This is a genomic window from Actinacidiphila paucisporea (genome assembly GCF_900142575.1).
GTDB lineage: Bacteria > Actinomycetota > Actinomycetes > Streptomycetales > Streptomycetaceae > Actinacidiphila > Actinacidiphila paucisporea.
Genome location: NZ_FRBI01000008.1, coordinates 215854 through 230672, shown reverse-complemented (window position 1 = coordinate 230672; position 14819 = coordinate 215854). Strand labels below are relative to the sequence as shown.

The window sequence follows — 14819 nt, the reverse complement described above, 5'->3', positions numbered from 1 at the left end:
CGTCATCGCATCCACTCGGCGGCCCGCTCGGCGAGCATGATGCAGGTGAGGTTGGTGGGGGCGCGGACGATCGTGGGCATCACCGAGGCGTCGGCGACCCGCAGGCCCGCCACGCCGTGCACGTTCAGCCGCTCGTCCACGACCGCGCCCGGGTCGCCGGCCGTGCCCATCCGGGCGGTGCCCGCCGCGTGCCAGGTGGGCGACACGAAGTTGGCGACCGCGCGGCGCAGCAGGGCGTCGTCGTCCACCATCCGCTCGGTCCACAGGAAGGTCCGCGACACCACCGGGGCGAACGGCGCCGAGCGCACCACCGACCAGGCCAGGCGTACGCCGTTCATCAACCGCGCCAGGTCGTCGGGGTCGGTGCCGAGCCCCAGCCGGATCGCCGGGGCGGCCTTGGGGTCGGCGTGGGTCAGTTCGACCGTGCCGCGCGAGCGGGGGGCCAGCAGCAGCGCGCCGACGGAGATGCCCGCGTCGCCGCCGAGCACGGCGCCGATGCCGGGGATGGCGGCGCCGCGTACGTTGGCGACCAGCAGCAGGTTGACGTCCGCCTCCCCGCCGGTGGTGGCGACCCTGGCCATCGCCTCGTGCCAGGGGTCGTCGTCCCCGCACACCCCGGGGGCCGCGGCGGACCACACCGGCACCAGCGGATGGTCGATCAGGTTGCCGCCGACGCCCGGCAGGTCGGCGGTCACCGGCAGCCCGAGCGCGACGGAGCGGTCGGCGGCGCCGATGCCGGAGCGCTGGAGCAGCAGCGGGGTGCCGATGGCGCCCGCGCACAGGGTGACCCGGTCGGCCGCCACCTGGTGGAGGCGGCCGTCGAGGAGCAGTTCCACGCCGGTGGCCCGGCCGCCCACGACCAGCACCCGGGTGACCTCGCAGCGGTCCAGGACGGCGAGCCCGTCCCTGCCGCGTACCGGCTCCAGGTAGGCGTCGGCGGCCGAGACCCGGTGCCGGCCGGCCAGGTTGGCGGGGATCGGTCCCGCGCCGGTGCCGCCGTCGTTGAGGTCGGGCCGCGCGGGCAGGCCCACCGCCCGGCAACCTGCCAGGAAGGCGGTCGCGGTCGCGGACAGCCGATCCGGCGCGGGCCTGCGGATCGGCAGCGGCCCGTCCGTACCGTGCAGGGCGCCGGCGGGGTGGTCGGCGTCGGACTCCAGGCGGCGGAAGTACGGCAGCACGTGCGGCCAGGACCAGCCGGGGTTGCCCGCGGCGGCCCAGCCGTCGAAGTCGGCGGGCAGGCCGCGCAGCGCGATGGCGCCGTTGACCGCGGAGGAACCGCCGAGCACCTTGCCGACCAGGTAGGGATACTGACGCCCGGTGCCGGGCGCGGTGTCGCCGACGGAAGCGGCGTGGTCCCAGTTCGCGCCGGTCAGCACCGGGCTGCCGGGCGGGCCCGACTGCGGGGCGGGTTCGGTGCCCGCCTCGATCAGCAGCACCCGCCGCCCATTCTGCTCGGTCAGCCGGGCGGCCAGCACCGAGCCGGCCGAGCCCGCGCCGACGACGATGTCGTCCCAGCCGCCCGCCAGTACGTCGCTCGCCGTCCGCGCCATCAGGCCGACTCCCCCGCCCGCTTGCGCAGTTCCGCGGTCAGCTCGGTGACCGTGGGGCTCTCGAACAGCAGCCGCAGGCCCTCGTCGCCCTCGGTGTCGATGCCCAGGTCGTCGCGCAGCCGGGTGAGGATGCGCACGGCGTGCAGCGAGTCGGCGCCCATCTCGAAGAGGTTGTCGAGCACCCCGAAGTCGTCGCGCTGGAGCACCTCGCGCCAGATGCCGAGCATCTGCTCCTCCAGGTCGTCTCGCGGCCCGACGACGGCCTCCTGGTCCGGCTCGGTCCAGGCGGTGGGCAGCGCGGAGACGTCGACCTTGCCGTTGGCGCTGAGCGGGACGGCGTCGATGAGCAGGTAGTGCTGCGGCACCATGTAGTCGGGCAGGACGTCGGCGAGCGCGGCCCGTACGGCTTCGGTGTCGGGCGCGGAGCCGGGCGCTGCCACGACGTAGGCGACCAGCTGGCGGGCGCCGGTGACGGGGTTGGCGTCGACCCGGACCAGGCCCTCGGCCACGCCGGGCAGCCGGCGCAGGGTCGCGGTGATCTCGCCCAGTTCGATGCGGTAGCCGTTCAGCTTGACCTGGGAGTCCAGGCGGCCGAGGAATTCGATGTCGCCGCTGGGCAGATAGCGCCCGAGGTCGCCGGTGCGGTAGAGGCGTTCGCCGGTGACCGGGTGGGTGACGAAGGCGGCCGCGGTGCGCTGCGGGTCGGCCCAGTAGCCCTTGGCCACTCCGGTGCCGCCGATGTAGAGGTCCCCCGGGGTCCAGACCGGACAGGGCTCGAAGGCCGCGTCGAAGATGTGCAGCGTCTGGTTCGCCAGCGGCTTGCCGTACGGGACGCGGACCCATTCCCGCGGGACCTCGCCGATCGGGTAGCAGACCGACCAGATCGACGCCTCGGTGGCGCCGCCCAGGCTGACCACTCGCGCGGCGGGCTCGGCGGCCCTGATCGCGTCCGGCAGGGTGACCGGGATCCAGTCGCCGCTGAGCAGCACCGTACGCAGGGTGCCCGCCGCGGTGCGGCCGCCGGCGTCCACCCAGGCCTGCATGAGGGCGGGCACCGAATTCCACACGGTGACTCCGTGCTCGTCCATCAGCTCGGTCCAGTGCTGCGGGTCGCGGGCGCCGGACGGGGACGGGATCACCACGGCGGCGCCGGCGGCGAGGGTGCCGAAGACGTCGTAGACCGACAGGTCGAAGCTCAGCGAGGACAGCGCGAGGACCCGGTCGTCGGGGCCGACGCCGAAGCGCTCGTTGACGTCGAGGACGGTGTTGACGGCGCCGCGGTGGTCGATCATGACGCCCTTGGGCGTACCGGTCGAGCCGGAGGTGAAGATGACGTAGGCCAGGTCGGTGGGCGCCGGTCCGCTGTCCAGCGGGCCGTCGTCGGCGGCCAGCACCTCGGCGTCCTCCAGGGTCAGCACCTGGACGCCGGCCGGCCACTGAGCGCTGTCGCGCAGCGTCGCGGAGGTCACCACCAGCTGCACCCCGCCCAGTTCGAGCACCTGGGATCTGCGGGCCTGCGGCCAGGACGGGTCGACGGGCAGGTAGGCGGCGCCGGAGGCGGTCACCCCGAGGGTCGCGGCGACCTGCTCCCAGCCGCGTTCCAGGACGACGCCGACCAGGTTGTCGCGCCGGGCGCCGCATTCCAGCAGCCGCCGGGCCAGCCGGTTGGCGTGGCCGGTGAGCCCGCGGTAGGTCAGCCGGGTGTCGCCGTCGATCACCGCGACCGCGTCGGGCGCGGTCCGTGCCCGGTCCTCGGCGAGGCCGCACAGGGTGCCGCCGGGCAGTTCCCGGTCCGTGGCGTTGGCCGCGTCGCGCTCGGCCTGCTGCCAGGCGGGCAGTTGGGGGCGCAGGGAGGGGTCGTCCCACACGCTGTCGCCGGTGGCGAGCTGTTCGAGCAGGCCGTGGTAGGCGGCGAACATGTCGTCGAGCAGCCGGTCAGGGAAGAGCGCGTCGACGCAGTCCCAGTTGTAGAGGAGGTCGCCGAACTCCTCCATGATCTGGTGGTCCACCCACACCTGCGGGGTCTGGCTGATGCCGTAGCCGAGCCGGCCGAAGAAGCCGCGGTCGGCGGCCTGGTCCTGCTCGGGGGCCGAGCCGATGGCGCTGGTGACCACGATCGGCATGGCGGCGCCCAGCCCCGAGGACAGGCTGCGGGCCCGCTCGCGCAGCACGCGCAGGCCGCTGTAGGAGGTGTGCCCGAGGTCGCGCAGCAGCTGCTCACCGAGCCGCAGCGCCCGCTCGGCGAACGGCTCGTCGCCCGGCTCCTGGACGGCGAGCATGGTCAGCGAGGTGAAGTCGCCGATGATCTCGCCGATGGCGGGGTGCAGCGGCGGCCGGTCGAAGAGGGTGAGGTTGAGGGTGAAGCCGTCCCGCCCGGCGGACCACAGCCGCAGCACGTCGGAGAAGGCCGTCATCAGCGCGACCGACGGGGTCAGTCCGCGCTTCCTGGCCGCGGCCTTGACCGCGTCCCACTGCTCGCGCGGCAACCGGCCCTGGCGGCGTACGAACTCCACCGCGGGCAGCTGCGACGGCTGCATGGCCAGCGGCAGTTCGGGCGCGGGCGGCAGGTCGGCCAGCCTGCCCAGCCAGTACGCCTCCGCCTGCTGGTAGCCGGGGCCTTCGCGCAACTCCTGCTGTGCGGTGATGTAGTCGCGGTAGAAGACGCCGGGCGGCTCGGGCAGCCGGTCGGGCTGCTGGTAGCAGACCCGCCAGTCGTGGAAGAGCAGCGCCAGGCTGAAGAAGTCGATGATGAGGATGTTGAAGCTCAGGTGCAGCCGGTGCCGCCCGCCGCCGAGCAGGCTGGCGCGGATCTCGAACAGCGGCCAGGCGTCGGGATCCGGGGTGCGCGCGCCCATCTCGGCGCGGGTGCGCAGCAGTTCGTCCTCGCGCCGCTGCTCGGGCAGTCCGCTCAGGTCGTCGACCGCGATCTCGTACGCCGGCACGTCGGGCAGGACGCGCTGCAGCCCGTCGGGCTGGACGACGGCCCGCAGCATGTCGTGCCGGGTGATGACGGCGTTCAGGGCGCGGGTGAGCCGGCCGGGGTCGAGGCCCTCGCCGTCGAGTTCGAAGTAGTAGTGGGTGGACACGCCGCCCAGTTCGATCGCGGAGCTGCGCCCGATCCAGTACGCCTGCTGGATGTCGGTCAGCGGGAAGGGCTCGTGGCGCAGGTCGGGGCGCGGCACGACGCCGACGCGCTCGCCGCCGGCCTCGCTGCCGCGCAGCAGCGCGATCAACTGGTCGCGGCCCGCCTTGAGTTGTTCCCGCAGTTCCGGGGTGAGCGAGCCGGCCGGAGCCACCACGTCGAGACGGTCGTCGACCAGGCGCAGCCTGATGCCGCGCCGGTGCAGTTCGGAGAGCAGAGCCTGGGCCATGATGTCTACGCACCTTGTCTTGGTCGGCTGATCGCTTCGGCCACCGCGGCGGCATGTCGAGGGGTCAGCAAGGTGTAATGCGTGGCCGGCACGGTGGCGCCGGTCACGGACCCCGAAGTCAGCGCCGCCCAGCCCCAGTCGGGCGCGGCGGCGGCCGGGTGGCCGGCGAACTCGCCGACCTCGCCCTGGCCGGCGCGTACGACCACCAGGTCGGCGGCGACGGTCGGCGCCGCGTAGCTGTTGCAGGCGCGGACCACGCCGCGGAAGACGGCCAGCGGGTCGGCGAGCGAGGCCGGGTCGATCCCGGCGGCAGCGGCGCCCGCCAGTGCGAGCACCTCGGCGAGCGCCCGCGGGTCGGGCAGCGCGGCCAGCCTGAGCACCTCGTCCTCGGCGACGGTGGCGGCGCGGAAGCCGAGGCCGAGGTCCTCGACGAACCACAGCAGCAGCCGGGTGTCGTCCAGCGCGCGGGGCACGGTGGGGCTCGGCGAGTCCAGGACGGCCAGCCGCTCGACACTCTCGCCGCGCGCCTCCAGCAGATGCGCCAACTCGAAGGCGATGACACCGCCCGACGACCAGCCGCCGAGGCGGTAGGGGCCGTGCGGCTGGACCGCGAGCAGCGCTTCGAGGTAGTGGCCGGCGAAGTCCTCGACCTTGTCCAGCGGGCCGCCGCCGCTGCTGGGGGTGGGTGCCTGGAAGGCGTGCACGGGCGCGTCGAGCAGGTCGGCGAGCTTCTCGTAGCAGAGCACGTTGCCGCCCGCCGGGTGCACGAGGAACCACGGGGTGCCGCTGGGGCGGTGGGTGAGCCGGACCAGCGGGGACCACTGGGGCTGCGCGGTCTCCAGCCACCGGGCGAGCCCGGCGACGGTGCGCTGCTCCAGCAGCACGCCGAGCGGGATGCGGCGCCCGGTGGTGGCCGCGAGGCGCTCGATGACGCGCAGCGCGGCGAAGGACTGGCCGCCGAGGTCGAAGAAGTCGTCGTGCACGCCGACCCGTTCGGCCTCCAGGGTCTGTGCCCACACCTCGGCGATGGCCGCCTCGGCCGGCGTGCGCGGCGCCACGTGCTCGGCCCCGCCGCCCTCGTCAGCCGGTCCGAGCGCTTCGAGGGCGCGCCGGTCGAGCTTGCCGTTCGCCGTCAGCGGCAGGGCGGGCAGCACGGTGATGTGCGCGGGCACCAGGTAGGAGGGCAGGCACCGGGCCGCGAAGTCGCGCAGCGCGGCGGAGGTGAGGGCGCCGTCCGGGGCGGCGTCGGGGTGGCCGACGACGTAGGCGGCGAGCTGCTTGCCCGAGCCGGTACTGCGGGCCACCACGGCGGCCTGGGCGACGTCCGGGTGCTCCAGCAGCGTCTGCTCGACCTCGCCGGGCTCGACCCGGAAGCCCTGGATCTTGACCTGGAAGTCGGCCCGGCCGAGGAATTCGATGGTGCCGTCGGGCAGGTGGCGGCCGAGGTCGCCGGTGCGGTAGACCCGCTCGCCGGTGCGGGGGTGGGTGACGAAGGCCGCGTCGGTCTTGGCCTGGTCGCCGAGGTAGCCGAGTGCCAGCCCGGCACCGCCGATGTACAGGTGGCCGGGGACCCAGGTGGGCGCGTCCCGCCCGAGGTCGTCCAGGATGTGCCAGCTCTGCCCGGCGAGCGGGCGGCCGTAGGGGATGCTGGTCCATTCGGGGTCCACGTGGTCGACCGGGTGGCAGATCGACCAGATCGACGCCTCCGTCGCGCCGCCCAGGCTGACCACCCGGGCGTTCGGGGCGATGCGCCGGATGCGGTCGGGCAGCTGCACGGGGATCCAGTCGCCGCTGAGCAGCACGGTCCGCAGTTGCGGGAAGGTGGCGCCGGCGGCTTCCGCGGCCTCGGTGAACAGCTGCATGATCGCCGGTACCGAATTCCACACGGTCACGCCGTGCCGCCCGACCAGGTCCAGCCAGGCCCCCGGATCGGCGGCCGAGGCGGTCGGCAGCACCAGCGCGGCGCCGGCGGCGGCCGTGCCGAACACGTCGTAGACGGACAGGTCGAAGCAGAGCGAGGAGATGCCGAAGACGACGTCGTCCGGGCCGATCCCGAAGCGGCTGTTGATGTCCCGGACGGTGTTCAGCGGCCCGCGGTGGTCGAGCATCACGCCCTTGGGGCGGCCGGTGGAGCCCGAGGTGTAGATGACGTACGCGAGGTCGGCGGGCGTCCGATCGCCGCCGCCGGCGCTGGCTGCTGCCGGCTCGGCGCCGCCGGGCGGCGTGACCGGGAGCACCGGGGCCCCGGTCAGGGAGGCCATGGCGGCGAGCCGGTCCTCACCGGTGAGGACGGCCGCGGCCTCGATGTCGCCCAGCAGGTAGCCGATGCGGTCCTCGGGCCAGCCCGGGTCCATCGGGACGTACGCGGCGCCGGCCGCGAGCGCCGCGAAGACCGCGACGATCTGGTCGGGGCCCTTGGGCAGCACCACCGCGACCCGGGCGCCGTCGGTGACGCCGCCCGCACGCAGCCGGGCGGCCAGTTCCGCGCTGCGGGCCTGCAGTTCGGCGTAGGTGAGGGTGGCGCCGTCGGCGATGACCGCGGGCGCGCCGGGCGCCTGCGCGGCGCGCGCGGGCAGCGCGTCGTGCAGGAAGCCGCCCACCGGGGTCGCCGGCGGCGCGGGCAGCGCCCGCTGGGCGCGCTGGTCGGCGGGCAGCAGGTCGAGGCCGGGCGCCTCCCAGGCCGCGTCGCCGTCGGCGAGCGCGGTGAGCGCCGTCCGGTAGCCCTCCTCCATGGCGTCGATCAGGCCTTCGGGGAACATCTCCTCGATGACGTCCCACACCACCCACAGGCTGCCGTCCGGCAGTTCCCAGAACTCGCAGTCGAACCGCACCTGCGGTGTCTCCAGCGTGCTGTAGTCGGGCCGCTCGGTGGCGCCGACGAAGAGGGCGCTGCCGACCGCGAAGGGGCAGACCGCGCGGCCCGGGGTGCGGCGGGCCGAGTTGAGCGCCTGGAGCACCTTCACCCCGCTCCACTGGGAGTGCTCGACGTCGGAGATGACCTGCGACTGGAGCCGCCGGGCCCGGGCGGTGAACGGCTCGTCGTGCCGCCAGTCGGCCTCCAGCGGGTACAGCGACGCGAAATTGCCCAGCACCTGGCCGATCTGCGGGTGCAGCGGCACCCGGTGGGTGATCATGTTGTTGATCAGGAAGTGCCGCGAACCGCTCCAGTACGACAGCAGCTCCGCGTGCGCGGCCAGCACCACGTTGGTCTTGGTCAGTCCCCTGGCCTCGGCCTTGCCGCGCAGCCGCGCCCACAGGTCGGCGGGGAAGAGCAGCTCCCTGCGGACCAGCAGCGAGCGGCGCCGCAGGTCCGCGCCGGCGGCGAGGGGCACGGCGGGCGCCTCGGGCCAGCCGGGGATGCGCTCGCGCCAGTAGCGCTCGGCCGCCCTGCCCTCCGGTGACTCCTCCAGTTCGGCGAGGGCCAGCACGCAGTCGCGGTAGCCGATCTCCAGGTCGTCGCGGACCGACGCGGGGTCGTCGTAGGCGCGCATCACGTTGGCCAGGAAGCCCATGGTGCCGGGGGCGTCGCTGAAGAGGTTGTTGTTGTTCCAGTGCAGCCGGGCGCGGCCGTCGCCGTAGCGGCTGATGTGCGCCTCGACCCACGGCCAGCGGGAGATGTCCGGCTCGTGCCGCTCCATCGCCGCGCGGACCCGGGCGATCTCGGCCTCGGCCGCCTCCCGCGTCATGCCGGCCAGGTCGGACACGGTGACCTTGACCGGCGCGGGGTCGTCGCCGACGGCCTGCAGGCGCAGGTCGTCGCGGACCACGACGAGGTCCTTGCGCTGCCTGCGCAGCACCTGGTTCAGGGCGGCCTCGTAGCGGGCCGGGTCCAGCTCGGCGAATTCCCACTCCATGTACTGGTGGGGGCGTACGTGGTGCTCGAAGCCCTCGCGGCTGCCGATGATGAAGGACGTCTGCAGGTCGGAGGGCGCGAAGGGTTCGCGCAGCGCCGCCGCGTCATGGGTGATGACCGGCAGGTCGCCCGCTCCGGTGTCGGCGAGGCCGGCGAGCCACTCGATCAGCTCGGGCTTGTGCCGCACGATACGGTCGCGCAGGTCGGCGCGCAGGCTGCCCTTGGGCGCGGACACCTCGAGACGCGCGTCGTCGACGAGCCGCAGTCTCACCCCGGCCCCGGCGAGTTCGGCCAGCAGATTCGGGACGGTGGTCACAGCGTCAGCACCTCGGTCTCCTGGTCTCCGTCAAGGTCGTCGTCGGGTGCGGCCGACACGCTTCTGATCGTCAGCTGCTGGCAGATCAGCTCGGCCACCTCGGCCGCGGTGCCACCGCTGAAGAGCAGGTCGGGCGGCACGTCGGCGCGGAAGTCGGCGAGCAGCCTGCTGCGCAGCTGGACGGTGGTCAGCGAGTCGAGGCCGAGCGTGTTGAGCCGGACGGCGCCGAAACGCTGCCGCAGGTCGTCCTGGTCGGCGCCGGGGATGCGCAGCAGCAGTCCCACCCGGTCGAGCAGGCCTTCGAGCACGGCCTGCTTGGCCGCCGCGGGCTCCCGCAGCACCAGCGAGGTCAGTTCGTCCAGCGATACGGCGGCGGCCTCGGCGGGCTCGCCGGGTGCCGCGCCGACCAGGTCTTCGAGCAGGGTGTAGGGCTGGCGGCGGGAGAAGGCGGTGCCGTAGCGGTCCCAGTCCACCCGGGCCAGGCCGACGTGCGGTTGCGGGCCGCCGCCGGCTATCAGGCCGCCCAGCGCGGCCAGCGCGCGCCGGGTCGGGATCGCGTCCATGCCCTGCGAGGTGAAGTGGTCGAGCAGACCGCGCTGGTGGGCCATGCCGGTCTCGGCCCACGGCCCCCACCCGGCGCTCAGGGTGCGGCGGCCTTGGCTGCTGCGGTGGGCCGCGAGGGCGTCGAGGAAGCTGTTGGCGACGACGTAGGCCGCCTGGCCGGGCGAGCCGGTCAGCGACAGCATCGACGAGTACAGGACGCAGAAGTCCAGGTCGAGGAAGGCGGTGTGCTGGTGCAGCAGCCAGGCGCCGCGCACCTTCGGGTCGAGCACCCGGCTGAAGCGCGGCCAGTCCAGGTCGACCAGGGCCGCGTCGTCGGTGACGCCCGCCGCGTGCACGACACCGCGCAGCGGGGGCATCTCCTTGGCGATCCGCGCGAAGAGGTCGGTGACCGCCGCCGGGTCGGCGATGTCGGCGGCGCGGATCTCGACCCGGGTGCCGCGGTCGCGCAGGTCGGCGAGCCATGCGGTGTCGGCCGGCAGGTGGCGCCCGACCAGCACGAGGGCGCCGGCGCCGTGCTCGGCGAGCCAGCCGGCGGTGACCCGCCCGAGCCCGCCGAAGGCCCCGGTGACCAGGTAGGTGCCGTCCGCGCGCACCGGCGGCGGCTGGCTCCCGTCCAGCTCGCCCTCGCGCAGCCGCGCTTCGTACCACCGCTGGTCCCGTACCCGGTAGTGCCCCGACCCGGGCCGGCTCGCGACGGTGTCGAGCAGGCCGGGCAGGGCCGGGGTTTCGGCGACCGGGTCGAGGTCGATCTGGGCGACCCGCAGGTCGGGGAAGTCGGCGATGACCGCTTTGGCGGCGCCGGTGAGCACCGCCTGCGCCGGGTCCGGGGCGTCGTCGGTGGCGCCGGTGGAACAGATCAGGACCCTCGCCATCTCGGTGCCGGGCGAGCGGACGAACTCCTGGAGCAGGAGGAAGCTGTCGCGGGCGAGCCGGACGGCGGCCTGCAGGGTGTCCTGCGCGGGGTCGCCCGGCGCGGTGGGGCCCGGGGCCGTGGACGCCGCGTGCAGGATCAGGCCGGCGACGGTGCGGCCGGAGGCGCGTACGCGGGTCAGCTCGTCGCGCAGGGCGTGCGCTGTGGCCGCGGCGATGGGGGTGGCCGGAGTCTCGGTGGCGGCCAGCTGGGCCGACCAGCGGGCGGCGAGCGCCGGGTCGTCGCTGAAGAGCAGCCAGGTCCCCGCCGCGGGGGCGTCGGTGCCCGGCACGCCGGCGAGCGGCACCCAGGCGGTCTCGTAGCGGCGCAGGCCCGGCCCGGCGAGGGCGGCCAGCGCGCCCGCGGGGACGGCGCGGAATCTGAGGGCCTCGACGGTGGCCAGACATCGGCCGTCCTCGGCGTGCAGCGCGAGGTCGAGGACCCGCTCCCCCGCCGTCCCGTCGTCGGTGCGCAGCACCCGGCACCACACCCGGGAGGGCAGCGGCTCGAAGACGGTGCAGCGGCCGAGCGAGACGGGCAGCGGTACGCCCTCGCCGTCGCCCAGGAAGGCGCCGACGCTCTGGAAGCAGGCGTCGAGCAGCGGCGGGTCCATGACGTAGCCGTCGCCGCCGGAGCCGGCGGCGCCGCCCGGCGCCGGGGCGGTCTCGACCAGGGCCGTTGCCTCGTCGCCCGCACGCCACAGGCGGCGCAGGGCGCGGAAGGCGGGGCCGTGGTCGACGGCGCCCGCGCGCAGGCGGGCGTAGAGCGCGTCGACCGCGATCTCGGTCATCCCGGCGGTCAAGGTGGCGGGCTCCGCGTCGGCGGGGCGCTCCGGCGCGGGCCGGGTGGCCGTCGCGGTGGCGTGCTCGACCCACTCGGCGGCGGCGTCCTCGCGGCTGTAGCAGCGGATCAGGGCGGCGCCGGCCTCGCGCGGCTCGACCACCGCCTGGACCGGGCGGGGATGCTCCTGCGCGAGGGGCAGGAATTCGTTGAAGGTGACGCCTTCGAGGGTGAAGGGCGCACCCTGCCCGCCCGGCACCGACCGGGCCGCGGCGAGCCCCCATTCGAGCATCGCCGCCGCGGGCAGCACCGGCACACCGGCGACCCGGTGCTGGTCGAGATACCACGGCCGGTCGGGCGCCAGGCTCTGCGCGAACCAGCGGCCCGCGGCCCCGGCCAGCTCGACGGGGGCGCCCAGCAGCGGGTGCCCCGGCCGCGCGGCGGGCCGGGCGGGGGCGGTGCGCGGCTCGGCGAAGTGCCAGTAGCGCCGGTGCTGGAAGGGATACGCCGGCAGCCGCACGGCCCGCGCCCCCGCGCCGAAGACCGCGGCCGGCCAGGTCACCGTGGCGCCCGCGGTGTGCAGTTCGGCGAGCGCGGTCAGCACGGAGCGGGCCTCGGCGCTGCCGGTGCGCAGCGCGGTGGCCAGCACGCTGCCGGTGTCGTCGGCGCCCAGGCAGCGGTGGACCAGCGCGGTGAGTACCCGGTCGGGGCCGAGTTCGAGGAAGGCGGTGACCTCGGCGTCCCGCAGGGTGCGGACGCCGTCGAGGAAGCGGACGGCCTCGCGGGCCTGGGCGACCCAGTAGTCCGCGGTCAGCATCTCCTCGCCCGCGACCGCGCCGGTGACGTTGGAGACGACCGGGATGCGCGGCGGGTGGAAGGCCACCGTGCCTGCCACGGCCCGCAGTTCGTCCAGCGCGCCGTCCATGTGCGGGGAGTGGAAGGCGTGGCTGACCCGCAGCCGGGTGGCCTTCCCGCCCTGCGAGCGCCACTGCTCGGCCAGCTCGGTGGTGGCGTCCGAGTCTCCGGTGATCACCGTCGCGCCGGGGGCGTTGACCGCGCCGACGGTGACGCGGCCGGTAAGGCCGGCGAGCAGCCCGCGCACCTCCGCCTCGTCGGCGTCGAGGGAGAACATCGCCCCACCCGCGGGCGTGGCTCCCATCAGCCGGCCGCGCGCGGCGACCAGCGCGGCGGCGTCGCTCAGCGAGAAGACACCCGCGACGTGGGCGGCGGCCAGCTCGCCGATGGAGTGCCCGAGCACGTAGTCGGGGACGGCGCCGAAGGACTCCGCCAGCCGGTAGAGGGCGACTTCCAGCGCGAAGAGCGCGGGCTGCGTGTAGGCGGTGCGGTCGAGCAGCGCCGCCTCCTCGCTGCCGGGTGCGGCGAACATCACCTCGCGCAGGGGCCGTTCGAGGTGCGCGTCGAGTGCCGCGCACACCTCGTCGAGGGCGGCGGCGAAGACGGGTTGCTCCCGGTGGAGTTCGGCGCCTCGGCCGGGGCGCTGGGCGCCCTGCCCGGTGAAGAGGAAGGCCGTCAGCGGCCGTTCGCCGGCCTGCCCGCGCACGAGCTGCGCGGCGTCGTCCCCCGCGGCGAGCGCGTCGAGGCCGGCGAGCAGCTCCGCCCGGCTCTCCCCGACGACCACGGCCCGGTGCTCGAACATCGCCCGCGTGGTGGCCAGCGCGACCCCGACGTCCGCGGGCCCGGCATCCTCGGCATACGCCCGCAGCCGTCCGGCCATCTCCCGCAGGGCCCCGCCCGCACGCGCGGACAGCACCCACGGCACCGCGCCGGCGGGAAGTCCCGTGCCTGCCGAGCCGGCGCCGTCAGCCGGGGCGAGCCCGGCGCCTGTGCCGGGGGCCGCCGCGGAACCGGCTGCGTGGTCGGCCGGGCCGGGCTTCCGGCCGTCGGCCGCGCCGGGCGCGGCGACCTGAGTCCCGGCCGGGCCCGCGACACGCCGGTCGTCCGGCGGGCTCCCGGCGCCGGGGGCCGCCGGAGCCGCCGCGGTCACGGCGGTCACCGTGGCAGCCGAACCGGCTGCCTGGTCGGCCGGGCCCGGCTCCTGACCGCCGGCCGCGGCCGCGCCCGGCGCGGCGTCCCCGCCACCGGGTGACGTCCCAGCGGCCGGGTGCGCGTTGCGGCCCGGCGTGTCGGGGGTGCCGGAGAGGGCGGGCGACACGCCCGGGTCTGCCGTGGCGTGAGCGTCGGCGGCGGGCGGCTCCTCCAGGATGACGTGGGCGTTCGTGCCGCTGATACCGAAGGCCGAGACGCCGGCGCGGCGGGGGGTGGGGCCGGGCGGCCAGGGGGTGGGATCGGTCAGCAGGGTGATCGCGCCGGAGGACCAGTCGACGTGGCCGGAGGGGCGGTCGGTGTGCAGGGTGCGCGGGAGCAGGCCGTGGTGCATGGCCATGACCATCTTGATGACGCCCGCGACGCCCGAGGCGGCCTGCGAGTGGCCGAGGTTGGACTTGAGGGCGCCCAGCAGCAGCGGGCGGTCCGCCGGGCGGTCGGGTCCGAAGACCGACAGCAGGGCCTGCGCCTCGATCGGGTCGCCGAGCGTCGTACCGGTGCCGTGCGCCTCGACCGCGTCGATGTCGGCGGGGGCGAGCCGGGCCGCCGCGAGGGCCTGGCGGATGACGCGCTGCTGCGCGGGACCGCTCGGCGCGGTGAGCCCGTTGCTGGCGCCGTCCTGGTTGACGGCGCTGCCGCGGATGACGGCGAGCACCCGGTGGCCGCGCCGCCGCGCGTCGCTGAGGCGCTCCAGGACGACGAGTCCGGCGCCCTCGCTCCACGCCGTACCGTCCGCCGCGTCGGCGAACGGCTTGCACCGCCCGTCGGGCGCGAGTCCACCCTGCGCGCCGAACTCCACGAACATGCCCGGAGTCGGCATCACCGCGGCCCCGCCCGCCAGGGCGAGCCCGCACTCCCCGCGGCGCAGCGCCGCGCACGCCAGGTGCATCGCGACCAGCGACGACGAGCACGCCGTGTCGATGCTGACGGCCGGGCCGCCCAGGCCCAGGCTGTAGGCGATCCGGCCGGACGCCACGCTGGTCGACCTGCCGGTGAGCAGGTGCCCTTCGAATCCGGCCGGCGGCTCGTGCATCGGTGCGCAGTAGTCGTTGTGGACCAGGCCGGTGAAGACGCCGGTGTCGCCGCCGCGCAGGGTGTCGGGGTCGATGCCGGCGTATTCGAAGGCCTCCCAGGCCAGTTCGAGCAGCAGCCGCTGCTGCGGGTCGACGGCGACGGCCTCGCGGGGCGAGATCCCGAAGAAGGCGGCGTCGAACCCGGCGGCGTCGGCGAGGAAGCCGCCGCCCGCCGCGGGCGCGTCGCCGGCCCGGCGCAGCGCTTCGAGGTCCCAGCCGCGGTCCTCGGGGAAGCCGCCGATCGCGTCGGTCCCCTCGGCGGCGACCCGCCACAGGTCGTCGGGGTCGGCCACGTCGCCGGGATAGCGGCAGGCCATGCCGACGATCGCCACCGGCTC

3 protein-coding genes and 1 pseudogene are annotated in these 14819 nt (G+C 75.5%); all 4 read right to left on the bottom strand.

The genetic code is table 11. The features are described 5' to 3' along the window. Positions 1-2: 2 nt before the first annotated feature. The gene (locus BUE44_RS15175) at positions 3-1550 is read right to left on the bottom strand and encodes a GMC family oxidoreductase (RefSeq protein WP_073498400.1); all 1548 of its coding nucleotides are present in this window, start codon (positions 1548-1550) and stop codon (positions 3-5) included. Next, a complete protein-coding gene (locus BUE44_RS15170; protein ID WP_073498398.1) occupies positions 1550-4921 on the bottom strand; it encodes a non-ribosomal peptide synthetase in 3372 nt (1123 codons plus the stop codon). The genes BUE44_RS15175 and BUE44_RS15170 overlap by 1 nt, the downstream gene beginning before the upstream one ends. Before the next feature lie 5 nt (positions 4922-4926). Next, positions 4927-9090 carry a non-ribosomal peptide synthetase gene (locus BUE44_RS15165; RefSeq protein ID WP_073498396.1) on the bottom strand — a complete coding sequence of 1388 codons (4164 nt, stop codon included), beginning with the start codon at positions 9088-9090 and terminating at the stop codon, positions 4927-4929. Then, a pseudogene (locus BUE44_RS15160) lies at positions 9087-14819 on the bottom strand (type I polyketide synthase); the annotation flags it as partial. The gene BUE44_RS15165 and the pseudogene BUE44_RS15160, both read right to left, overlap by 4 nt.

Bases quoted from the DNA above. Each gene is read 5' to 3' on its own strand.
- BUE44_RS15175 (WP_073498400.1), bottom strand. From the start codon at position 1,550: ATGGCGCGGACGGCGAGCGACGTACTGGCGGGCGGCTGGGACGACATC.
- BUE44_RS15170 (WP_073498398.1), bottom strand. From the start codon at position 4,921: ATGGCCCAGGCTCTGCTCTCCGAACTGCACCGGCGCGGCATCAGGCTG.